Origin of the sequence: Actinocorallia herbida (genome assembly GCF_003751225.1) — a bacterium.
GTDB lineage: Bacteria > Actinomycetota > Actinomycetes > Streptosporangiales > Streptosporangiaceae > Actinocorallia > Actinocorallia herbida.
In genome coordinates, this window is record NZ_RJKE01000001.1 from 5,581,695 (window position 1) to 5,603,474 (window position 21,780).

At 70.9% G+C, this 21,780-nt stretch carries 20 protein-coding genes; 12 read left to right on the forward strand and 8 right to left on the reverse strand.

The features are described from left to right. Window positions 1–251 precede the first annotated feature (251 nt). Both EDD29_RS25335 and EDD29_RS25340 read right to left on the reverse strand, forming a co-directional pair. Window positions 252–1,931 carry an FAD-binding protein gene (locus EDD29_RS25335; protein WP_123666810.1) on the reverse strand — a complete coding sequence of 560 codons (1,680 nt, stop codon included), beginning with the start codon at window positions 1,929–1,931 and terminating at the stop codon, window positions 252–254. Between the two features lie 41 nt (window positions 1,932–1,972). Continuing rightward, on the reverse strand, window positions 1,973–2,722 hold the full coding sequence (locus EDD29_RS25340; RefSeq protein ID WP_123666811.1) for an SDR family NAD(P)-dependent oxidoreductase: 750 nt from the start codon (window positions 2,720–2,722) through the stop codon (window positions 1,973–1,975). 151 nt (window positions 2,723–2,873) lie between these two features. Between EDD29_RS25340 and EDD29_RS25345 the strand changes: the two genes are divergently transcribed. Both EDD29_RS25345 and EDD29_RS25350 read left to right on the forward strand, forming a co-directional pair. Further along, on the forward strand, window positions 2,874–3,431 hold the full coding sequence (locus tag EDD29_RS25345; RefSeq protein WP_123666812.1) for a TetR/AcrR family transcriptional regulator: 558 nt from the start codon (window positions 2,874–2,876) through the stop codon (window positions 3,429–3,431). A 344-nt stretch (window positions 3,432–3,775) separates the two neighbouring features. Beyond that, window positions 3,776–4,849, forward strand: a complete 1,074-nt coding sequence (locus tag EDD29_RS25350) for a phosphotransferase (protein WP_211359892.1) — start codon at window positions 3,776–3,778, stop codon at window positions 4,847–4,849. A 32-nt stretch (window positions 4,850–4,881) separates the two neighbouring features. Here the strand turns inward: EDD29_RS25350 and EDD29_RS25355 are convergent, their stop codons facing one another. Then, window positions 4,882–5,121, reverse strand: a complete 240-nt coding sequence (locus EDD29_RS25355; protein WP_211359893.1) for a hypothetical protein — start codon at window positions 5,119–5,121, stop codon at window positions 4,882–4,884. Window positions 5,122–5,238: 117 nt separating this feature from the next. Here EDD29_RS25355 and EDD29_RS25360 point away from each other — a divergent pair, with 117 nt between their 5' ends. Then, a complete protein-coding gene (locus tag EDD29_RS25360) occupies window positions 5,239–5,868 on the forward strand; it encodes a TetR/AcrR family transcriptional regulator (protein ID WP_123666813.1) in 630 nt (209 codons plus the stop codon). A gap of 100 nt (window positions 5,869–5,968) precedes the next feature. Here the strand turns inward: EDD29_RS25360 and EDD29_RS25365 are convergent, their stop codons facing one another. Both EDD29_RS25365 and EDD29_RS25370 read right to left on the reverse strand, forming a co-directional pair. Then, window positions 5,969–7,360: a cellulase family glycosylhydrolase gene (locus EDD29_RS25365; RefSeq protein ID WP_246053005.1), complete on the reverse strand. Its 1,392-nt coding sequence runs from the start codon at window positions 7,358–7,360 to the stop codon at window positions 5,969–5,971. Window positions 7,361–7,497: 137 nt separating this feature from the next. Then, window positions 7,498–8,478: an alpha/beta hydrolase fold domain-containing protein gene (locus EDD29_RS25370; protein ID WP_123670671.1), complete on the reverse strand. Its 981-nt coding sequence runs from the start codon at window positions 8,476–8,478 to the stop codon at window positions 7,498–7,500. Window positions 8,479–8,696: 218 nt separating this feature from the next. Between EDD29_RS25370 and EDD29_RS25375 the strand changes: the two genes are divergently transcribed. Continuing rightward, a complete protein-coding gene (locus tag EDD29_RS25375) occupies window positions 8,697–9,701 on the forward strand; it encodes an alpha/beta hydrolase (RefSeq protein WP_123666814.1) in 1,005 nt (334 codons plus the stop codon). 71 nt (window positions 9,702–9,772) lie between these two features. Here the strand turns inward: EDD29_RS25375 and EDD29_RS25380 are convergent, their stop codons facing one another. The 3 genes from EDD29_RS25380 to EDD29_RS25390 all read right to left on the reverse strand — a co-directional run bounded on the left by EDD29_RS25380 (window position 9,773) and on the right by EDD29_RS25390 (window position 12,987). Then, entirely contained in the window at window positions 9,773–10,645 is an 873-nt protein-coding gene (locus EDD29_RS25380) for a helix-turn-helix transcriptional regulator (protein WP_123666815.1), read from the reverse strand. A gap of 220 nt (window positions 10,646–10,865) precedes the next feature. Further along, the gene (locus tag EDD29_RS25385) at window positions 10,866–11,882 is read right to left on the reverse strand and encodes a zinc-dependent alcohol dehydrogenase (RefSeq protein ID WP_123666816.1); all 1,017 of its coding nucleotides are present in this window, start codon (window positions 11,880–11,882) and stop codon (window positions 10,866–10,868) included. Between the two features lie 85 nt (window positions 11,883–11,967). Then, window positions 11,968–12,987, reverse strand: coding sequence for an alpha/beta hydrolase (locus tag EDD29_RS25390; protein WP_123666817.1), 1,020 nt, complete (start codon window positions 12,985–12,987; stop codon window positions 11,968–11,970). Between the two features lie 427 nt (window positions 12,988–13,414). Between EDD29_RS25390 and EDD29_RS25395 the strand changes: the two genes are divergently transcribed. The 8 genes from EDD29_RS25395 (at window position 13,415) to EDD29_RS25430 (ending at window position 21,658) form a co-directional block, all read left to right on the forward strand. Then, window positions 13,415–14,170, forward strand: coding sequence for an SDR family NAD(P)-dependent oxidoreductase (locus EDD29_RS25395; RefSeq protein WP_123666818.1), 756 nt, complete (start codon window positions 13,415–13,417; stop codon window positions 14,168–14,170). 95 nt (window positions 14,171–14,265) lie between these two features. After that, a complete protein-coding gene (locus tag EDD29_RS25400; RefSeq protein ID WP_123670672.1) occupies window positions 14,266–15,816 on the forward strand; it encodes an AMP-binding protein in 1,551 nt (516 codons plus the stop codon). A 59-nt stretch (window positions 15,817–15,875) separates the two neighbouring features. Next, a complete protein-coding gene (locus EDD29_RS25405; RefSeq protein WP_123666819.1) occupies window positions 15,876–16,967 on the forward strand; it encodes a phosphotriesterase family protein in 1,092 nt (363 codons plus the stop codon). Between the two features lie 102 nt (window positions 16,968–17,069). Continuing rightward, a complete protein-coding gene (locus EDD29_RS25410; RefSeq protein WP_170201566.1) occupies window positions 17,070–18,215 on the forward strand; it encodes an AbrB family transcriptional regulator in 1,146 nt (381 codons plus the stop codon). A gap of 138 nt (window positions 18,216–18,353) precedes the next feature. After that, window positions 18,354–18,977 carry a DedA family protein gene (locus EDD29_RS25415; RefSeq protein ID WP_123666820.1) on the forward strand — a complete coding sequence of 208 codons (624 nt, stop codon included), beginning with the start codon at window positions 18,354–18,356 and terminating at the stop codon, window positions 18,975–18,977. 108 nt (window positions 18,978–19,085) lie between these two features. Then, window positions 19,086–20,360 (forward strand): sensor histidine kinase, encoded by a 1,275-nt coding sequence (locus tag EDD29_RS25420; RefSeq protein WP_211359894.1) that lies wholly within the window; start codon window positions 19,086–19,088, stop codon window positions 20,358–20,360. 111 nt (window positions 20,361–20,471) lie between these two features. After that, window positions 20,472–20,699: a COG4705 family protein gene (locus EDD29_RS25425; RefSeq protein ID WP_211359895.1), complete on the forward strand. Its 228-nt coding sequence runs from the start codon at window positions 20,472–20,474 to the stop codon at window positions 20,697–20,699. Then, window positions 20,696–21,658 carry an ATP-binding cassette domain-containing protein gene (locus EDD29_RS25430; RefSeq protein ID WP_342774479.1) on the forward strand — a complete coding sequence of 321 codons (963 nt, stop codon included), beginning with the start codon at window positions 20,696–20,698 and terminating at the stop codon, window positions 21,656–21,658. The genes EDD29_RS25425 and EDD29_RS25430 overlap by 4 nt, the downstream gene beginning before the upstream one ends. The last annotated feature ends 122 nt before the right edge of the window (window positions 21,659–21,780 follow it).

Genomic DNA, 21,780 nt, shown 5'->3' on the forward strand with positions numbered 1-21,780 from the left:
TCCTCTCGGTCGGCCCCCGGCGGATCCCGCCGGTGCCGACCGGGCCGCGAGGGGGCCTGTTGGCCGAGGGCGGGACAGGTTGTTGGTGCGTCTCGGGAAGAGCATCGAAGATCGCGGCCGGGTCCTCGCCGGGATCTCCGGCCCGTAGGTTCAACAGGCTGAGCGGCCACAAGCATCCGGCACGCCTCGTGAGGCGTGCCGGGAGCCTTCGTCCTGCCCTCACCGAGACCTCGGTGCCGGCGGCGCCCGGGTCAGCCGGAGACGGATGCCGCGTGTTCGCCCGCGACGTGGGCGAACACACAGGTCGCGCCGATGCTGGCGCCGCCGGCCGGGTAGGCCCGGCCCATCACCGAGGCCGTGGCGTTGCCGGTGGCGTACAGTCCGGGGATGGGGAGACTCTCGCCGTCGAGGACCCGTGAGTGCTCGTCGCACAGAAGGCCGCCACTCGTGCCGACATCGCCGGGGAAGATCTCGACGGCGTAGAACGGTGCCTTGCCCACCGGTCCGAGGCAGGGGTTCGGACCGTGGGTCGGATCTCCCTGGGACCGCTCGTGGGCCCCGCGTCCGCGGTGGAAGTCCTGGTCCACGCCGTCGGCGGCGAAGGCGTTGAACCGCTCGACCGTGTCCTTGAGCGTCTCCGGCGGGATGCCGCACTTCGCGGCGAGCCCGGCGATCGTGTCGGCGCGCTTGATGAGACCGCGCTCGATCCAGCTCTTGGGCGTGATGCCGGGTGGCATCATCCCGAGCAGGTAGCGTGCGCGGTGCCGGGCGTCGAGGATCAGCCAGGAGGGCACTCCCGCACCGGTCTCGGCCTGTCTGCGGTACATCTGGCGTCCGGCCTCCATCGCGGACTCGGCCTCGTTGAAGTAGCGCTCACCGTGACCGTCGACGATGATCGATCCGGGCCGGAACCGCTCGGGCAGGACCATTCCCAGGGTTCCGTCGAGCTTGTGAAAGACCGGAACCCACCAGGCCTCGTCCATGAGGTCCGTGGCCGCGCCGAGCTCCACCGCCAGGCCGATCGGGCCTCCGGTGTCCTCGGGATTGGCCAGCGTGTAGGTCCCGTCCGCCGGCTGGCCGCCGCCGTGCCGCGTCCTCATCCCGGCGTTACGAGCGAAGCCGCCGGACGCGATCAGGACTCCGGCGCGCGTTCCCACCCGCACCGTTCGTTCCTCGCGCTTGACGACGGCTCCCACCACCCGGCCGTCCTCCACCACCAGTTCCTCCAGGGACGCTTCGGTCCAGATCGGAACCTCGCGCCGAAGGAGCACGTCCAGGAGCTGGGCGGTCAACGCTCCGCCGTTCGACGTCATCCGCTTGCGCCGCAGCGCCGCGAAGGCCGTACGGGCGCCGATGCGGACGGCCTTGCCCAGGCTCCGCAGGCTGACCCTGATGAGGGTGAGCGCGCCGGCCTCCGCGGTCCTGACCACGAGCGGGGCGGCGATCGCGGGACGCAGCCTCCGGCCGAGCGGGCCGAGCCTCCCGGTGTCGTACAGCGTCGCCTCGATCGCGCGGCCGTTGACCACCGCGCCCTCGACCCCGGGGATCTCCGCGTAATAGTCGCTGTTCCCGTCGCACAACGCGAACTCGACGCCCTCCTTCTCCAGAAGGCGCACCATGTCCGCGCCGGCGGTGACGTAGGCGCGACGACGCGCGAGCGACGAGGCGGGACCGATCTTCTCAGCGTCGCCGACCACGGAGGCGAAGTGATCGAGCGCGTTCTCCAGCGAGTCCTCAAGGCCGTGGCGCTTCATGACCGGGTTGTCCGGCAGCCACAGGACACCGCCGGAGATCCCGAGCGATCCGCCGAGGAACGCGGACTTCTCCACGACCAGGACGTCCAGGCCCGCGGCGCTCGCCGTCACCGCGCCCGCCAGGCCGCCGCCGCTGCCGACGACGAGAAAATCAGTGTGGTGGTCCCACGCGGGCATGCCCTTTTCCTTTCTCAGGGTCGTTCAGCATCCGGCGCACCTCAGATCTGTCCGGAGCCGCCGTCGACGTAGAGGTTGGTCCCGGTGATGTAGCTGCTTTCGGCGGTCGCCAGGAAGAGGGCCGCGGAGGCGATCTCCGCGGGGTCGCCGACGCGTCCGAGGGGCACGCCGGTGCCGATCATCGTGAAGAAACCCTCGGTGTCGGAGGCGTCGGGTGCCGCCGCGGCGAGGGCCGGAGTCGCGATCGCCCCGGGCGAGATGGTGTTGACGCGGATGCCGCGGCCCTTGAGCTCGTTGGCCCAGGTCCTGCCCAGGGAGCGCACGGCCGCCTTGGCCGCGGCGTAGACGCCGAAGTACTCGCTACCGCTGTCCGCCCCGATCGAGGACAGCAGGATGACGGAGCCACCGTCGTTGAACAGCGGCAGCGCCTTCTGCACCGTGAAGAGCGTCCCCGCGACGTTCGTGCCGAAGATCCCGTCGAAGTACTCCTGGGTGGCGTCCTCGAGCCGGGACAGCCCGCCGCCGCCCGCGTTGGCCACCACCACGTCCACCCGCCGCCCGTCCGCGGTGATCCCGGCGTAGAGGGCGTCGAGCGCGGTCTGGTCGGACACGTCGGCCTGAACGCCGGTCGCGTTCTCCCCGATCGCCACGACCGCCGCGTCGAGCTCCGGCTTCCGGCGACCGGTCACGTACACGTGCGCGCCTTCGTCGGCGAACCGCTTCGCGATCGCCAACCCGATGCCCGAGGACCCGCCCGTGACGACAGCGGTCTTGCCGGCAAGTTTCGACATGATCCCTCCAAGGGCGCACGGCGGGCCTTGACCGCTGATCGCGGTGGAACAGGGCAGGGCCGGCCGGGAAGACGGGCCGCGCAATGCGCGACGGCCTCGGTGCACGAAACGTACATCAACGTACGGATTACCGGCAAGCTATCCTTGGGGAATGTCCCAGGACCCCGAGCGGGCTCCCCGACGCGACGCCGTGCGCAATCGCGCACGGCTTCTCGATGCCGCCCGCAAGACGTTCGCCGAGCACGGGCTCGATGTTCCGCTCGAAGAGGTCGCCCGAACGGCGGGCGTCAGCAGGACGACCCTCTATCGCAACTTCGCCACGCGTGAGGAACTCGCCGCGACGGTCTTCGAGGACAACGTGGCCTGGATCGAGGAACGGGCCGCGGAACTCACGGGCCGGCCCTCGGCCGTCGTCCAGCTGTTCGACTTCGTCCTCGACCTGCAGTTCGCCCACGGAGGCATCGCCCACATGCTCTCCCAGGCAGGGGCCTCGTGGTTCTCCTCGCTCGCGGGCCGTACCGCCGCCGCTTTCGTCCCCCTCCTCGAGGCGGGCCGCGCTGAAGGAGTGGTGCGCCCGGACGTCTTCGTCTGCGATGTGATCCTCGCCTACCAGATGGCGGAAGGCGCGATGCACGACGCCGAGGGCGACGCGGGCGAGGAGAACCGTAAGCGGATCCGGGCCATGCTGCACCGGTCCTTGTTCCTCTGAGCGCGCTCACCGAACAGCGGGAGCGGCCGATGGCCAGGCGTGATACCGCGCGATCGTCAAGCCGGGCGAGCCTCGGTCGGCATGGCCCCGAGGTCACTCGGTCTTCCTGACCGCGGCTTCGCCTCATCGACGACGGCCGGACCACCTGTGCCTGCGCTCCGACCGTCATCGGACCGACGCCGAAGCCCGCCTACCGCCGATTCCCGTACCGATCCTCGTCGCGGGCCGTTCATCGCCGCGCCGCCGTCGCGCTTCGATGTCCTCCGCCCCCCAGGACCATTGTTGAGTGAACACTTACTTGCTAGTGTTCAGGGTCCGGTCGTTCGGTTTCCGAGGAGGACGCATTGGGCGAGGGCGGGCAGAGCATCCCGGTGAACCTGGACCTGATCACCGCGCAGTGGATGACGGACGCCTTGGCGGCGTCCCACCCGGGCGCGGTGGTGTCAGAGGTGAAGGTCGTGCTGCGCGATGACGGCACCAACCGGCGGGCCCGCCTGGGCCTGACCTACTCGGCCGGGTCCGGGCCGGACACGGTCTTCGTGAAAGCGGTCGACCCCGCCCACGCCGAACTCACCGCCGCGACCAGCGGCCTGTTCCACGAGCCGCGCCTGTTCCTGTCGGGGATGGCCCTGCCGGTCGACCACCCGGCCGTCCACCTGTCGCTGATCGACGAGCCCGGTCAGAACTTCATCATGGTGATGGAGGACCTGTCCGCCCGCGGCGCCGACCCCCGCGACTCCACCCGCCCCCTCACCCCCGCCCAGGCCGCCGCCGGGATGCGCGCGCTGGCCCGCCTGCACAGCACGTTCTGGAACACCCGGCTCACCGAGCGTGCAGCACTGTCCTGGGTCGAGCTCTACACTCCGTGGCCCGAAGAGATGGACGAGCTCATGGCCGGCGTCATCCCCCTGGCCTTCGACATGGCAGGCGACGCCGTCCCCGGCCCGGTCCGCGCCTACCGGCCGATGGACCTCATCCTCCTGTGGAAGAGCTACGTCCGCACCCTGGCCACCGGGCCGCAGACCCTCCTGCACGGAGACGCCCACATCGGCAACACCTACGTCCTGCCCGGCGACGACATCGGATTCCTGGACTGGCAGATGCTCCGGCGCGGCCACTGGTCGCTGGACGTCGGCTACTTTCTCCAAGGAGCCGTGACCACCGAGGATCGCCGCGCTCACGAGGCCGAGCTGATCGAGGTCTACCGCACGTCCCTGGACGTCCCCGAGGAGGAAAGGCCGACCGCCGAGCAAGCCTGGACCTCCTACCGCGCCAGCACCGTCTACGGCCTCGTCCTGTGGCTCGCCACCCTCACCGGCAGCGCCTGGCAGCGCGAAGACATCTCCCTCGCCCTCACCCAGCGCTACGCCGACGCCTTCAACGACCTCGACGCCCCCACCGCCATCCCCGCCCCCTGACGCCAGGCACCGCAGTCTCACCATGAGCAGGTTCAGGTAGGCGACATCAGCCCCTTATCTGAGGTAGGGCATGGGTTGCCAACAGGGAAGGCAACGGCTTCGATGTCCTCTTCCGCGAGCTGCGCGACGAGCGCGGCCAGGCGGTCCTTGCGGCGGGCCACCGGGGCGAGGCGAAAGCCTTCGCGGCCGAAGCGACGGACGACGGACACGCCAAGACCGGCACCGGCGCCGAAAGCGCGATCACTCTGGAGGATTCTTTTCGCAGCGGCCATAAGTTGACCTATGGGTCAATCTGATTACCGAGCCGACATCAACTTGACCCTTGGGCCAGGTTAATGACGGCGTGGCCGCGACACTAGGGTTCTACCCATGACCAGGAGGGACACCGGATGCGGGCCGACGCCCAACGAAACGCGCAGAAGCTGCGGGCGGCCGCGATCGAGCTCTTCCGGGAACGCGGGCTCCAGGTCCCGCTGAAGGAGATCGCGCGCCATGCCGGGGTGAGCCACGGAACGCTCTACAACCTGTTCGGCGGGCGCGAGGCGCTCATCAACGAGGTCGTGGCCGACCTCGCCGTCGACCGTCTCGACGGGGTGGCCGAACGGGCGCTGGCCTGCTCGGACGCCTGGGACGGATTCGCCTACTACGTCGAGGGGGTGTGCGAGCTGCAGGCCACCGACCCCGCCATCAGCGACGTGGTCACCGGCCGCTACCCCGACGCTGAGCGCCTGATGGACGTCTGCGGCCGCATCCAGGTCGCCGCCACCCATCTCATCGCGAGGGCTCAGCAGGCCGGTGCGCTCCGCCCCGACTACACCGGCGAAGACCTGCTGTTCATCTTCGGCACCAACGCACTGCTGGCACGCGCCGCCGCCGGCACCGCCCCCGACGCGTGGCGCCGCGCCGTCGCTCTCATGCTCGACGGTCTGCGAGCCCAAGCCGCACGACCGCTCCCCGCAGGTCCGTTGACCTCGCAGCAGGCCTACACGGTGATGGGACGCCTCACCGCCGCTCCGTGAGCGCCGTCCCCGGATGGGGCGGACGCCTGCCGGCCGAGATCGGTCACCCTCACCTGCTACAGAAGACCGGCACGGGTCATCAGGTGAGGCATCGCCCTGGTCAGCCCACCGCGACGGTCTGCACCGCGCCGCCCGTCCCGTCGACGAGCAGTATTCGGGTCGCCGGGTCCCACCGGGCGGAGGCGGTGCTCGTGATCTTCGGGTCGGCGCCGAAGGACGGCGGGAGCCAGATCTCGGTGGGTCCGGTCGCCCCGTTGGACCGCCAGGAGAGCGTGAACTTCACGGCGGTCGCCTTGATCGACACGGGGAGGCCGGCGATCGCCCGTGGGTAGGGGCGGGCCATGACCCGTCCGATCCGGGTGAGACCGTTCTCGTCGATGGGGCCCACGCCGGTGTCGATGCCGGTGCCGTCGGTCGCGGTGTCATTGGACCAGTAGGCCCAGCCGATCCTCAGGTCGTCGGCGAACGTCAGCCAGTCGCCGGTGTAGTCGGCCGCGCCGGGAACGGACGCGCCGATCGCGCCTACCTCGCCCAGCCACAGGGGCCGGCCGAGGTCGCGGGACAAGGCCGTCATGCTCAGGCGCCATGCGACGAATTCGGCCTGGACGGCGCTCTTGGTGAGCCCCGTGTAGGAACGGTTCACGTAGAGCGCGGCGGGATAGAAGTGCGGCGCCAGGGCGATGCGGTCGCCGAGGAGGCGGCCGAGGCTGCTGGGGGTGCCCTGCCCGACGCCGACGGCCTGCGGTTCCACGAAGATCCAGGTACCGTCGTCGACCTCGCGGATCGCGTCGATGATCCGCTGATAGAACGGGGTCAGGACGGGGCCTTCGAAGAAGCCGAACTGGCGGCTCCCGCCGAACGGCTCGTTCATCAGGTCGTAGCCGAGGACGGCGGGATCGTCCTTGAACCGGTCGGCGACGTGCCGCCACATCGCGGTGTAGCGCTCGCCCAGTTCCGGATGGGCACCGGTGTGGTTCCAGAAGTTGTCGTACGCGCGCAGGACGGCGGGCTGGAGGAGGCTGAGGAACCAGGGCTTCTGCGGGGTGCAGGACAGGCCGTCGGTGATCGTGGCCCACGCGGGAGCGCCGTTGCCCTGCCCCTGGCAGGCGGCGGGACCGTACAGGTCCTGGTGCATGTCGAGGACGACGTGGATGCCCTGCCCGCGATACCAGCGCAACCGTTCCGCGACCGCGTCCAGATACGCCTCGTCGTACACTCCGGGTTCCGGCTCGACGTTCTTCCACTGGATCAGATACCGGACGATGTTCGAGCCGAGCAGTTCCCGCTCGCGGGCGACGTCCGCCTCCCCGATCCACGGCAGGCCGCCCGCCCCTTTGGCGCTGCTCGCGGTGTTCAACCCGTGCAGGATCAGAACCCGACCCTGCTCATCGGTGATGTAGGAGGACTCCTGAGCCGCGTGCGCGGCCGTCCCGGGAACCGCCGGCACAGCGGTGAGCAACGCACAAGCCATCACCATCCGCCGCAGGCGCACGATCGACCTCCTCAGGCCCGGGACCTCTCCGGAGGATCACCTTCCCGCCCCGCTCTGTAAAGGCCCAACCGGCTCTCGACGGTTCGGACTCGTTGCGGTGCGGGTTGGGTGGGTCCCTGTGCGCTGCTCGGCTCTCCTCAACGCGGCCAGTGGGAGTCCGTGAAGAGGCGGATCTGCCGGTCGAGTGCCGCGTCCTCGGGCGCCGTGCCGAAGAAGCCGCCGTGCGGCGCGGCTTCGACGAGGTGGAGGTCGGCGGGCACCCCGGCTTCGCGCAGCGCGCGGTGCATGCGGGCGGCGTTGGACAGGAAGACGTCGCGGGTGCCCGCGCTGAGGAAGGTCGACGGAAAGCCCTTGGTGAAGTCGCCGAAGAGCGGAGACACGTACGGGTCGGTGAGGTCGTGGCCGTCGGCGTACAGGAGATTGACGGGCATCAGGCTGAGGTGGCCGACGATGTCGACGGGCGCGAGGGTCTGGAAGGAGTCCCCCGACTCAGTCAGGTCGAGTTCGGGCGTGAGGAGCACCGCCGCCGCGGGCAGCGGCAGCCCCTCGTCCCGCGCCCGCAGCAGGAGGGCCGCCGCGAGGTTGGCTCCCGCCGAGCCTCCTCCGACGATCACCTGGTCGGGGCTGTGGCGGTCCAGGAGAGCGCGGTAGGCGGCGACGCAGTCGTCGAGTGACGCGGGGTAAGGGTGGTCCGGCGCCATCCGGTAGTCCACCGCCCACACCCGGGCCCCGACCTGACCGGCCGTGGCGACGCCGTTGAGTCTGCAGGGCACGCCACCGCCCTGGATGAGGGCGCCGCCGTGGATGTCGAGATAGACCCGCTGATCGTCGGGGGAGATCCCGTGCGGGGTGATGGAGTACACCGGCACGCCGTTCGCGTCGATCTCTTCGACCTCGGCGCCCACCCGGGAGGCGCGCATCTCGAACATCGCCTGCATCGCCGCGTCCGTCTCGGCGATGGCCGCGCGCCACGCGTCGAGATCGGTCAAGGGCGGGTAGGGCCGCGAGGGCATCCGCCCCTGGGCGAGGAATGCCTGTGCCTCGGGGCTGACCGACGCGGGCACGCGGACCTCACGTGCGGGTAGGTGCAGGTTCCGGGATGTTTCTTCAGCAGCCATGCCGTCCTCGCTTTCCACTGGGACGCCGAGCATCGGCCCCGAACCCGGATCCCGGCCACCCCCGGATGGGGGTGGCCGGGCGTACCACCCTCTTTCAGGAGTAGCGACGCGATGAGCGCTCGACGAATCCTGGCGGAGATCCCGTTGGACCCCGGAGGGGCACGCCACCCGGTCCCGCGCGGACGATCCCATCCCGAAGTGAGAGCCCGAGGAGACCCGTGGAGAACGCAGAAACCGGACCGGTGCTGCGCGTACCGGCCCGTGAGATTCCGATCCCCGTGGGATTGAGCCCGCAGGCGCAGGCGCAACTGGCCCACCCCGGCCCCGCCAACCCGGAGTGGCCGCCGCTCGACGACGTCGACGCCTGGCGCGCGGTCGTCGCGCGGATGGACGAGGGCGGCCTCGCCGGTCTGCGCATGATGGCCGACCAGGTGGAGGCCGACGTCGAGGAGATCGACGTCGACGGGGTGCGTGTCCACGTCATCACCCCGCGCGACGTCGTGGACGACGCCGTCTACCTGGAGGTTCATGGCGGCGCCCTGCTGTGGGGAGGCGGGCAGAGCTGCGCCGCCATGGGGCGGATCATGGCGGGCCTGGTGCGGGCGAAGGTCTGGGCGGTCGACTACCGGATGCCGCCGGACCATCCCTACCCCGCGGGCGTCGACGACTGCCTGACCGCCTACCGGGCCCTGCTGCGCGAACACCCGCCGGAGCGGATCATCGTGGGCGGGGCGTCCGCGGGCGGGAACCTCGCTCCCGCGATGGTCCTGCGCGCCCGGGACGAGGGGCTGCCGCTGCCCGCCGCGGTCGTGCTGATGACCCCTGAACTCGATCTCACCGAGTCCGGGGACACCTTCAGCACCCTTCTGGGCGTCGACACCGCGCTCACCTCGCGGCTGATGCCCGCGAACCTCCTCTACGCGGGCGGCCACGACCTCACCGACCCGTACGTGTCGCCGCTCTTCGGCGACTTCACCAAGGGCTTCCCGCCCACCTTCCTGCAGAGCGGCACCCGCGACCTGTTCCTGTCCAACACCGTCCGCATGCACCGCGCTCTGCGCTCCGCCGGGATAGCCGCCGACCTGCACGTCTTCGAGGCGGCGACGCACGTGATGTTCATGTTCGCGCCCGAGGCCGAGGACCGCACCCGGGAACTCCGCGCGTTCGTCGACGGACGCTGGGGACGCGGGAACGACGGCCCGGGGAGCGCGGCAGACCGATAGCGCCTACCGCGGAGCCTCCCACGCCCGGCGGTCCGGCGCGGGAGGTCTCCCCCTGCGACGGGGCGTGCCGGTCAGGGGATCTGGCCGGTACGGCGGGCGAGGATGGCCGCCTCCAGACGGGTCGCGGCCCCGAGCTTGCGCATCGCCGACTTCATGTAGCTCTTGATCGTGCCGGGGCTGAGGCCGAGCGCCTCGCCGATCTGCTGGTTGGTGAGTCCGCGGGAGGCGAGCGCGACGGCGTCGCGCTCGCGACGGCTGAGCGTGCTCAGGCCCGGTGCGTCGGCCTCGCCGTCCAGCAGCCGACCGCCGATGCGCAGGATCTCCGCCTGGACCGCGGCGTCGGAGACGCGTCCGGCGAGTGTCCGCAGGTCGCCGTAGGTGTCGCGGATCCGCTCCCGCATCCGGAGGGTCGCGGCGGTCTCGGCGGGGTCGGTGAATCCCGCCTCCATCGCCGAGAGCACGGCGAGGCGCTGCTCCAGCGCACGCACTTCACCGGCCATGGCGTCCTGGATCCGGCCACCGATCTCTCGCGCCTCGCGGAAGGCGCCGTACACCACGGCCACCGGCCTCCGTCCGACGATCACGGGGGCGGCGACCATCGCATGCAGTCCTTCCGCGCTGATGAATCTGTCGTACCGGTGGGTGATCCTCGGCGAGGTCAGGTAATCGCCGACCGCGATGCTCCGGGAGAGCTCGACGGCCCGGCCCCCGAGACCGTGGCCGGACTCCACCTCGACACCCCGCAGGGCGCCTGCGGTCGGGCCTTCGAAGAGCGAGAGCCGCACGGCGCCGGATTCCGCCATCTGCCCGGCGAAGGCGAGCGAGACGTCGGTGCGGCGTTTGATCATCCGGAGCGAAGCCTCGAGTTGTTCCAAGACCGCCGTGGGCGGGAGAAACGCCTCCTGCGCCCGCTCCTGGGCGCAGGGACGCTTCTCCGCCTTCATGTGAGGTACGCCACTTCCAGGGGACATGGCTGCATTCTAGGAGCCCTCCGCGCCCAAAAGGCAAGTGCTCATCTCGATAGGTCGACGACCATCGCAGGATCACCCGTAAGGCCTTCGGCGACGATTCCCCGAAAGGCCTTACGGTGCCGGTCCCCCACACCGCCGACCGTCATGCGACCGCACGTCGCGGGCCGGACCGGGCGATCACCTCAGAAGCGACTCACTCGAAGGTGACCACGACCTTGTCCGTCGCACCCGGGCGGCCCGCGAGGTCGAAAGCCCGCTCCACCTCGGAGAAGGGGATCAGGTCGCTCACGATCGCGGAGCAGGCGTCGGTGTTGGCCGCGATGTCGTCGATGACCGAGAACATCTCGGTGGGATGCCCCATCGAGTGGACGATCGTCAGTTCCGAGGGGATCAGCATCTGGAAGTCCACCGGGAACGGATCCCGATGGATGGCGACGATGCCGAGGACGGCGCCGAGCTTGGGTCCCGCGAACACCGTGCGGAGCACGTCGGGAACGCCCGCGGCGTCCAGATAGAGGTCGGTCCCGGGCAGCCCGGTGCGGCCGAAGGCGTCCGTCCCCTCCCCGTGGAGTTCGACCAGACGCGCCCGTACGTCCTGCTCGGCGGAATTGATGACCGCGTCCGCGCCCAGCGCGAGCGCCTTGTCCAGCCTGTTGGGCTGCACATCGGCGACGACCACGTGCGACACACCGTGGTGCTTGAGCGCGAGCAGCGCGCCGAGGCCCACCGGGCCCGCACCGAAGACGACGGCCTTGTGCTCGGGGCGCGGGTGGGTGCGGTCGACGGACCTGCGGGCGACGGCCAGGGGCTCGGCGAGCGCCGCGACGTGCCACGGCACATGCTCGGGGAAGACGGCGACGTTCACCCCCGGAGCGGCTTCACGGACCAGCAGGTACTCGCTGAGCGCCCCCTGCGGGCCTCCCCCGCCGGTGATCGAGTCGGTCACCAGAGTCGGGTCGATCACCACGCGGTCACCCGGACGCAGGCCGGACGTCTCGGCGCCGACCTCGACGATCTCGCCCGCCGGCTCATGCCCCATCGGGGTCGCGCTCGCACCGGCCGGAATGCCGCCCTCGGCGAGCGCGTGCGGGTCCGCGCCGCAGATGCCGCAGGCCTTCATCTTCACCAGGACGTCCCTCGGACCCACCTGAGGGATGGGCACTTCGGCGATTTCGAGCTTGCCGGGGCCGGTCACGATGACGCTCTTCATTCACTGTTCCTGTTCGTACGGGCTCGTGACCGCGCCTTCGCGGCCACGAGGTCGTGCGCCGGCCGTTCCCGGCGAAGCCTGCGGGTCATTCGGAGCTCGCCGAAGGCCAGTGCCGCTCGGCGAACGCGCGCACCTCTCGGGCACGTTCGTGGTCTTCCGGTGCGAGGCCGAGGAACATGGCGTGCGGCGCGGCCTCGAACACGTGCAGGTCCGCGGGCACGCCGGCCGCGAGGAGCCTGCGGTGCAGCCGGACGGTGTCCGACAGGAGGAAGTCGCGGGTGCCGCTGGTCAGGATGGCCGGGGGAAAACCCTTGCCGAAGTCGGCGAACAGCGGCGACAGATACGGGTTCCGCAGGTCGTGGCCGTTGGAGTACAGCTGGAAGATGGGGCCCAGTTCGTCCACGAAGGAGGTGTCCACTCCCTTGTTGGTCGCGTAGGTGTCGCCGACGGCGGTGAGGTCGGCGGGCACGGTCTCCACCACGGCCGCGGCAGGCAGGGGAAGTCCCTCGTCCCGTGCTCGCAGAAGCAGCGCGACCGCGAGGTTGGCGCCCGCCGAGACTCCGCCGACGATGATCTCCTCGGGCGAGTACTCCTCCAGAAGTCTCCGGTAGGCGGTCAGGCAGTCGTCCAGGGGCGCCGGGAAGGGGTGGTCGGGCAGCATCCGGTAGTCGACCGCCCACACGCGCGCACCGATCGCACCCGCCGTCATCGCGGCCCCGAGCCGGCAGAGATCTCCGCCGCCGCCGATCCAGGCACCGCCGTGGATGGCGAGATAGACCCGGCGGTCATCGGGCGCGGCTCCCTCGGGGACGGCGGTGTGGATCCGGACCCCGTCGACGTCGATGACCTCGGTCCGGGCGCCGACACCGGTCTCGGCGGTGCCGAAACACGAGGCCACCATCGGGCCGGGCGCCTCCGCCGGCACCATGGCGGCCTTCTCGGCGACCAGGGCACGCCAGGCCTCCAGGTCTTCCACGGGCGGCCACTGCGTGGGCGGCTGCAGCACCCCCATCGCCAGGAGGCCCGCGGCCTCCTGGCTCACCGATCCGGGCACGGGAATGTCACGGGCGGGCACGTGCAGGGCGGGTGCGGCCTGGTCACTCATCACTGTCTCCTCCTCGATCCGATCCGCGAGGGATCAGGGGCGGCGGGATCGGCCCGGCCCGTGCCACAGAGATCACGGGACACGGCCGCACCTCAACGCGCATCAGTGCGCGGAAAGGTCGCGCCACGGAAGCGGGAGCACCGCTCGGGCGCCTGATCACCGCCTCGCACCCAACTATCGGCAGACGACCCCGGACACACCACTCCCGGAAGAGGGTGCGCGGGCAGGGAGCCGTGGCCTCCCGGCCCTCCGGGCACCGCCCGCGTTCAGGTCGGGTGGAGCCCGTCACGGCGCGACGGTGAGGCCGCCCGTCCCAGTGCCGCGTCCTTCGGCCACACTAACTTGGCCACCGGGTCAACTTGCTGCTAGCTTGGCACCACTAACTTGACCCATGGGTCAAGTTTATCCGGCCGCAAGGAGAATCCCCATGTCCAAAGTGATCGCCGTCTTCGGCGCCGGCACCGGTCTCGGCGTGTCCGTCGCCCGGCGCTTCGGCCGTGAAGGCTTCCGCGTCGCCCTGGTGGCGCGTCGCGAGGACCGCCTGGCCGACCTCGTCGCGCGACTGGCGGACGAGGGCGTCGAAGCCGCCGCCTTCCCCGCCGACCTCGCAGAACCCGGCCAGGCCCACGCCCTCGTCGACGCGATCCGCGCCCATTTCGGCCGGATCGACGTCGTCGAGTACGGGCCGGTCAACCCCGGTCTGACCTTCACCGCCGCGACCGCGCTGGAGGCGGCCTACCTGGAGCGGCTCATCCCGCTGCTCCTGCTCACCCCGGTGGAGATCTTCCGGGCCGTGCTGCCCGAGATGATCGAGCGCGGCGACGGCGCGGTCCTGATGACCACCGGTGCCTCCGCGGCCCAGCCGGTGCCCTACCTCAGCGGCCCGGGCGTCGTCATGGCCGCCGCCCGCAGCTACCTCTACTCCCTCAACGGCGAACTCGCCGACAAGGGCGTCTACGCCGGCACCCTGTCGGTCGCCGCGGCCATCGACCGCAGCGAAGGGGTCCGGACCGCCGCCGAGTCGGCCGCCGCCGCCCGCGCCGACGCACCCGACGCGGACCAGCCGTTCGGCGGCGGGCAGTTCCCCGTCGTCGACCCCGACGACCTCGCCGACCTCTACTGGGACATGTACACCCGGCGCGACCGCGTCGAGCAGATCCACCCGGCCTGGCCCGGCCTGTAGGCACCCTCTTCGGAGGGTGTCGTAGATCGGTCTTTCCTGGAATGAAGGTGACGCACACCACTCGCCGAGTGTTCACGATCACCGAGGACCATCGCATGACCCTTCCCACGACCGATGTCGACCGCTGGCTCGCCCGGTTCGGGGCTCCGGACGCCCGCGCAGCCGAACTGCTGTGCGACGGGCACCCAGCGGAGGCCGTCGCCTTCACCGTGATCGAGCCGGATCTGTCCGCCCGTGACCTGACCTACGGCGAACTGGCCGACGCGTCGCGCAGGTTCGCCACCGCCTTGGCCGAGCGCGGCGTCGGCCGCGGTGACGGCGTCGCCGTGCTCATGGGCAAGAGCCGCGATCTCGTCGTGGCCCTGCTGGGCATCTGGCGGCTCGGCGCCGTCCACGTGCCGCTGTTCACCGCCTTCGCCACGCCCGCGATCGAGTTCCGGGTCCGCGCGAGCGGCGCCCGCGTGATCGTGGCGGATCCCGACCAGCGCCACAAGATCGACTCCCTCGACGGGCTCGACGTGATCGAGGGCGGCTCCGCGTTCGACGACCTGGTGGCCGCGCACCCGCCCTTCGCCGGTGCCGTGGCCGTGGGCGGGGACGGGACCCTCGTGCAGCTGTTCACCAGCGGCACGACCGGGCAGCCCAAGGGGGTTCCGGTGCCCGTGCGCGCGCTGGCCGCCTTCTGCTCCTACCTGCGGTACGGCCTCGACGTCACCGATGACGACGTCTTCTGGAACGCCGCCGACCCCGGCTGGGCCTACGGCCTGTACTACGCGATCCTCGGCCCGCTGGCCCTGGGCAAGGCCAGTCTGCTGCTGCGCGCCGGGTTCTCACCGGAGGTCACCGTCCAGGTACTCCGCCGGTACGCGGTCACGAACCTCGCCGCCGCCCCCACCGTCTACCGCGGCCTCAGCAAGGACCCGTCGGTGCGCGGCATCCGATTGCGCCGGGCCTCGTCGGCGGGCGAACCCCTCACTCCCGACGTCCCGCAATGGTCGCGCGAGGCGCTGGGCGTGGAGGTCCGCGACCACTACGGGCAGACCGAGCTCGGCATGGTCATCGCCAACGGCTGGCACGACGCCGTCCGCGCCCCGGTGAAACCCGGCTCCATGGGACGCGCGCTCCCCGGCTTCACCGCGGGCATCGTGGACGGACAGATCGCCATCGGCACCGACGGCAGCCCGCTCCTGTGGTTCGCCGGCTACACGGACGCGCCGGACAAGACCGCCGAGCGCTTCACTCCCGACGGCCACTGGTACCTCACCGCCGACACAGGGCGCGAGGACGAGGACGGCTGCTTCTTCTTCACCGCCCGGGACGACGACGTCGTCATCATGGCCGGCTACCGCATCGGCCCGTTCGACGTCGAAAGCGTTCTCATCACCCACCCGGCGGTCGCCGACGTCGCCGTCATCGGCGTCCCCGACGAGCTCCGCGGAGAGGTCCTGCACGCCTGCGTGGTCCTGGCCGAGGGCCGCACCGCGTCGAACGGGCTGACCGCGGAACTCCAGGAACTCGTGAAGCGGCGCTTCGCCGCGCACGCCTACCCCCGGGCCGTCCACTACCTGGACCGGCTGCCCAAGACCCCCAGCGGCAAGGTCCAGCGCTTCGTCCTCCGCGGCCGGTACGGCTCCCGGCCCTCCTGACAGCGCACCACCGCCGGACAAGAACCACGCATGGAACCACGAACGGAAGCGGAAAGAACATGAGCGTTGTGACGACGGTCCGGGGCGACGTGGACCCCGGCTCCCTCGGCTTCACCAGCATGCACGAACACCTGAACGCCGACCTCTCCCTCATGGCGGCGCTCATCAAGCGGTACGGCGCGCCGGAACTTCCCCCGGAGATGCTCGAGCTGCGAACGGACAACCTCGCGTTCCTACGCGAAGCAGGGGCCGTCTCCTCCAGCCAGTGCCGCACCACCGGCGACGTGGACTACACGACGGCGGAGCTGGGCTTCTTCAAGGAAGTGGGAGGCGGCGCGATCTGCGACGCCTCGCCGATCGGACTGCGCGGCGACGTCCGGGACCTGCGCGCCGCCTCGGAGCGTTCCGGCGTCCACGTCATCTTCGCGACCGGCCTCTACGTCGCCGACTGCCGCCCCGCCGAGTTCGCGGCAATGGACGAGAAGGCGCTCTTCGAGTTCTTCACCCGTGAGGTGGAGGAGGGCGTCGAGGACACCGGCATCCGTCCGGGGTTCCTCAAATGCGCGCTGTCCTCGATGGACCCCTCGGCGGAGCTGCAAGAGACGGAGGTCGCGACGCTCCGGACGCTCGGGCGCATCTCCGCCGCGACCGGTCTCAGCCTCCAGGTGCACACGGCCTTCCCGATGTCCCACGCCCAGGTGCTGCAGGGCGTCGATGCGGCACTCGGCACGGGGATGGCCCCCGACCGCCTGGTGATGATCCACATGGACTCGTTCCTGCGCCCGTGGGACGCCCTCACCACCTACATGGGCGACATGAACGCGGCACGGAACATCTCCACCGAGCTCCAGCGGACCATCCTCGACCGCGGGGCCAACATCGGCTTCGACTCCTGGTCGGCCACCACCGCCATCCTGCCCGACGACTTCGATCGGATGAAGGGACTGGTCGACCTGCTCCGCGCCGGATACGCCGGACAGATCGTCCTCGGGCACGACACGACCACCAAGGCGCACGGCAAGTCCTACGGGTACTACGGGTTCACCCGGTTCCCACAGTTCATTCCCGGCATGCTCACCCGGTTCGGCTTCGGCGACGACGTCTTCCGGCGTCTTGTGGTCGACAACCCGGCGAGAATCCTCGCGCACTGATCCAAGCGACCACCCACGACGAAGGCTCAGGCCGTTCCCGGGCTCCGCCCAGCCCACCGATGTTAACCGAACGCTAATCATTGATCTCTTAGCGTCACCGGCATGTCTATCCCAAGGTGCTCCTGGAGCCATGTGCGGCAGCGGAGCCTCGACTTTCTGGTGTGGGGTGCGATCCTGGCGGCCATGGCGGCGGTCGGCGAACTCGGCGAACTCGGCGAACCCGTCATCCCGTCGCCCCACCTGCTCATGCCGCTGGCCTGCGGAATGCTCGCCGCGCTGAACGGACTGGTGCGCGACCACCGCCCGCCCGCGATCCTGAGCCGTGGCTGCCAGGCCCTCCTCGGCGTGCTGATCGGCAGTTACCTGGACACCTCGGCGCTCAGCGAAGTCGTCGGCGAGGCCGCGCCGCTGGTCACGGTGACCCTGGCGACGCTGGTCATCTGCCAGGCGGCGGCCTGGTTCATGGTGCGCTTCAACGGAATGGACCGTGCCACCGCGACCCTCGGGATGACGGCGGGAGGGTCCGCCGCCGCGATCGCGTCCGCGGAGGACCTCGGGGCGGACGGGCGGCAGGTGGCATTCATGCAGTACCTGAGGCTCGTCCTGATCGTGGTCAGCACGCCGATGCTGCTGAGCTGGTTCCTGTCCGCTCCTCGTCCCGCGCCCGGCGGCGCGCCCGCAGGCACCTCCTGGCCCCTGGTGAGCGGCCCGGACCAGCTGCACGGTCTCCTTGTGCTCGCGGGCATCGCCGTGGCGGGCCAGATCACGGGAAGGGTCCTGCGGCTGCCCAGCCCCGCCACGCTCGGGCCCATGCTGATGGCGGCTCTGGTCACCGTCACCGGACTCGCACACGGATTCGCACCCCAAGGGGCGCTGCGGACGGTGCTGTTCACCACGGTCGGCCTCGAGGTCGGCCTTCGCTTCTCCCGCCGGACCGTCTGGAGGCTGCGGCGGATCCTTCCGGCCACCCTCCTGTGCACGGTCATCGTCAGCGCCGCCTGCGGAACGCTGGCCTGGGTCGTCTCCCGGTTCACCCGCATACCGTTCGCCGACTCCTACCTGGCGACCACCCCCGGAGGCATCAACGCGGTCCTGGCCACCGCGTCCTCGATGCACGCCGACGTCCCCCTCGTCTCCAGCGTGCAGGGCCTCCGCCTCTTCGCCGTGGCGCTCATCGCACCCGTGGTGATCAAGCTGACGCTGCGCGTCTGGACACGGCGGCAGCGCGGCCCTGGCCCGAGCGCCTGACCAGGGCTCCGATGCGGGGGCGGAGCACCGGCGTCTGCCGGAACCGCGCGTTTGGGGGCTGCGTGCCCGTGGGTTGGCCGGGCGCTAACCTCCGGGTGGCTAGCTTGAGCGCGATCCCGAACCGAACAGGAAGCTCGGATGTCCGCGCTCGCTTTGAACCCACTTGACGCCCAAGCCATGATCACCGCGTTCGGCACCGTCGGCGTCGCCGTGATCCTCTTCGCCGAGACCGGTCTGCTGATCGGCTTCTTCCTGCCCGGTGACTCGCTGCTGTTCACCGCGGGCCTGCTGTGCACGACGACCGCCACCGGAACCACGCCGTTGTCGCTGCCATGGGTCCTGCTCGCGGCCGTCGCCGGAGCACTGATCGGCGCGCCGACGGGCTTCGTCATCGGCCGCCGCGGCGGGCGCCTTCTGCTCGACCGGACGGGAAACAGGCAGCTCCACCGGGGCATGGCCAGAGCCGAGGAACTCCTCACCCGCTACGGCCATGGCAAAGCCATCGTCCTCGCCCGCTTCGTCCCGGTCGTGCGGACGGTGCTCAACCCGATGGCCGGCGCCCTGGGCGTGCCCGCCCGGGCCTTCGCGCTCTGGCAGATCCTCGGCGGGCTGCTGTGGACGGTCGGCCTCATCATCGCTGGATTCCTCCTCGGCAGCACGATCCCGGGCGTCGACCGGTACCTGCTGCCGGTGGTCTGCCTGATCGTCGTCGTCTCCGCCGTCCCGGTCGCACTCGAACTGCGCCGCGCGCGCCGGGCCTGACACCACCGCGCACGCTTCACCGAAGAACAGCGCACGGTAGGTTGCAGAGTACGCAACGTGCCCGCGATCAGGTGAGCGTCAGACTCGAGGAACCAGCAGGAGGGCCGAGTGCGCAGACGCATCGTGAGCCTGAGCGTGCTGGCGTCGATGCTGGCGATCAGCCTGTTCGGCATCCCGCTGGCGGTCGGCGTGGCCCGCTACCTCATCGCCGACGAACGCGCCGAACTGGAGCGCATGGCCACCCAGGCGACCTTGGCGGTGGTGAACGGCGGCGCCGGAGCCGTGCTGCCGGAGACGGAATCCGACGTCTTCCTCGGCCTCTACGACCGGTCCGGGCGCAAGATCAGGGGGACGGGCCCCGAAGTCGGCGACGAACCTGTGCGCAGCGCTCTGGGCGGGAGGGTGACGAGCACCGACAGCGGCTCCGATTTCGTCGTCACCATCCCGGTCGCCGGGGACGAGAGCGCCATCGCCGTCGTACGCGCCGCCGAGTCCCGATGGGAGGTGTCCGGTCAGATCGGGCTGACCTGGCTGCTCATGCTCGGCACCGCCTGCGTGGCGGCAGGGCTGACCTGGCTGCTCGCGCGCCGCCAAGCCCGCAGGCTCGCGCTGCCGATCGAGGACCTCGCGATGACCGCGGCCCGCCTGGGCGAGGGCGACTTCAGCGTCCGCACCCGTCCCAGCGGCATCCCCGAGGTCGACGAGGCGGGGGCCGCCTTGAACGCCACCGCGGCGCGGATCAACGGCCTGATCACCCGGGAGCGGGCCTTCTCCGCCGACGCCTCACACCAGCTGAGAACCCCGCTCACCGGCCTGAAACTGCGCCTGGAGGCCGCTCTCGACGGACCCACCGCGAACCGCGACCGGGCGCTCGCCCAGGCGATCGAGACGGTCGACCGATTGGAGGACACGATCAGAGACCTCCTCGCCCTGGCCAGGGACGCGCCCCGGCAGGGGAGGCCGCTCGACGTGGCCGCGCTCACCGAGGAGATCGAGCACACCTGGCACCGCGATCTCGCCGCGCACTCCCGGCCGCTGCGCGTCCGCGTCGAGCGCGACGCCCCTCCCAGCACCGCGTCCTCCCCCGCGGTCCGCCAGATCCTCGCCGTCCTGCTCGACAACGCCTCCCGGCACGGCTCCGGCACGGTCACCGTCACCGTCAGGGACGCCTCCGGCGCGCTGGCCCTGGACGTCTCCGACGAAGGCGACGTCGGCGCCGAGGACACCGAAACCTTCTTCCGCCGCACCCCCACCCGCGAGGGCCACCGCATCGGCCTGGCCATGGCCCGCACCCTGGCCGAAGCCGAGAACGGCCGCCTCACCCTCACCGCCTCCTCCCCCACCACGTTCACCCTGCTGCTCCCCGCCGCCCGCACCACCTGACGAGCCCGCGACGGTCGGAGGGCGGCGTTCAGGATGTGTTCAGGCGGCGGGCACGACGGTGGAGGCATGACTTGTCCATCGATTCGAGAAGGGCCGCACACCGCGGCCTCCATGGCGAAGAAGCTGCCCGCCGTCACACTGGTCTTCTGGATCATGAAGGTGGCGGCGACGACCTTGGGGGAGACCGCAGGCGATCTGTTCGCGCAGACCCTGAAGATCGGATACTTCCTGACCACCGTCGTGCTCTTCGGGGTCTTCCTGGTGAGCCTGGTGGTGCAGTTGAGGTCACGGCGCTACAACCCGCTCTTCTACTGGACGGCGATCGCGACCACGACCTGAGGCGCACCCGCGTCGGCCGCGTCGGGCAGGACCCCGGCTCCGCCCTCAACCCCCGCATGAAGGTGCGGCGCCCCGTCGCCGAAACCCTCCGCCCGGCCTCGCCGGAGGCCGTCGAGGATCTGCTGCGCGCCTGCCGCCAGCCCACCGGCGACGGGTTGCTCGACCGGCGCGTCCAGACGATCTCCGGCGGCCAGCAGCGGCGGGTCGCGCTCGCGCGGGCGACGTCCTCTCGGCATCGGATCGCCGAACGACGGACTCCGGCGGAACCCTCCCCGGCACCGACCGGGGGCCTCACGGCACGGCGGATCGACGTCGCCTTCCGCGGGAACCGGGTGCTCTCCGGCGTGGACCTCGAGGTGTCGCCGGGATCGGCCGTCGGGGTGACCGGACCGTCCGGCACCGGCAAGACCCTGCTCCTGCGGGTCCTCGCCGGGCTGCACCGGCCCGACGGCGGGACGCTCCACCTCGACGGCGCCGCCCTTCCCGCTCGAGCGCGGCGGCGGGCTCCAGAGGAGCGGCGCAGGATCCAGTTCGTCCCGCAGAACCCCCTGGGCGCGCTCAACCCCGCCCGCACCATCGCCGCCACCCTCGCCCGACCGCTCTCCCGCCTGGGCGGGATCAGCGGACCCGACCTGGACGACCGGGTGGCCGAGCTGCTGCACCAGGTCGGCCTCCCCGCCGACTTCGCCGACCGCCGTCCGGCCGAGCTGTCGGGCAGACAGCGACAGCGGGTCTCCATCGCCCGCGCTTTGGCCGCGGGACCCGACTACCTGCTCTGCGACGAGATCACCTCCGCCCTCGATCCGGACACCGGTCACGAGATCATGGCCATGCTCTCCCGGCTCCGCACCGACCGCGGCACGGCGCTCCTCGTCATCAGCCACCAGCTCGACCTCATCGAGACCTACACCGACCGGACCCTCCTTCTCGGGCCGGACGGCCTCACCTCGTGCAGTTGACGGGCTCTCCTTCCGGCCACCGACCGGCCCGATGAGCGCCGGCCTGCGCGAAGGCGGCTTCCGGCGTTTACCGGGCGCTTTCCTGCCGCGAAGGGGGCGCTATCCCACCGGTGCCTAACGTC

Coding starts and splice junctions, on each gene's coding strand:
- EDD29_RS25400 (WP_123670672.1), top strand. CDS start 14,266: ATGACCCTTCCCACGACCGATGTCGACCGCTGGCTCGCCCGGTTCGGG.
- EDD29_RS25340 (WP_123666811.1), bottom strand. CDS start 2,722: ATGTCGAAACTTGCCGGCAAGACCGCTGTCGTCACGGGCGGGTCCTCG.
- EDD29_RS25405 (WP_123666819.1), top strand. CDS start 15,876: ATGAGCGTTGTGACGACGGTCCGGGGCGACGTGGACCCCGGCTCCCTC.
- EDD29_RS25395 (WP_123666818.1), top strand. CDS start 13,415: ATGTCCAAAGTGATCGCCGTCTTCGGCGCCGGCACCGGTCTCGGCGTG.
- EDD29_RS25345 (WP_123666812.1), top strand. CDS start 2,874: ATGTCCCAGGACCCCGAGCGGGCTCCCCGACGCGACGCCGTGCGCAAT.
- EDD29_RS25385 (WP_123666816.1), bottom strand. CDS start 11,882: ATGAAGAGCGTCATCGTGACCGGCCCCGGCAAGCTCGAAATCGCCGAA.
- EDD29_RS25370 (WP_123670671.1), bottom strand. CDS start 8,478: ATGGCTGCTGAAGAAACATCCCGGAACCTGCACCTACCCGCACGTGAG.
- EDD29_RS25380 (WP_123666815.1), bottom strand. CDS start 10,645: ATGAAGGCGGAGAAGCGTCCCTGCGCCCAGGAGCGGGCGCAGGAGGCG.
- EDD29_RS25390 (WP_123666817.1), bottom strand. CDS start 12,987: ATGAGTGACCAGGCCGCACCCGCCCTGCACGTGCCCGCCCGTGACATT.
- EDD29_RS25360 (WP_123666813.1), top strand. CDS start 5,239: ATGCGGGCCGACGCCCAACGAAACGCGCAGAAGCTGCGGGCGGCCGCG.
- EDD29_RS25335 (WP_123666810.1), bottom strand. CDS start 1,931: ATGCCCGCGTGGGACCACCACACTGATTTTCTCGTCGTCGGCAGCGGC.
- EDD29_RS25415 (WP_123666820.1), top strand. CDS start 18,354: ATGTCCGCGCTCGCTTTGAACCCACTTGACGCCCAAGCCATGATCACC.
- EDD29_RS25355 (WP_211359893.1), bottom strand. CDS start 5,121: ATGGCCGCTGCGAAAAGAATCCTCCAGAGTGATCGCGCTTTCGGCGCC.
- EDD29_RS25425 (WP_211359895.1), top strand. CDS start 20,472: ATGGCGAAGAAGCTGCCCGCCGTCACACTGGTCTTCTGGATCATGAAG.
- EDD29_RS25410 (WP_170201566.1), top strand. CDS start 17,070: ATGTCTATCCCAAGGTGCTCCTGGAGCCATGTGCGGCAGCGGAGCCTC.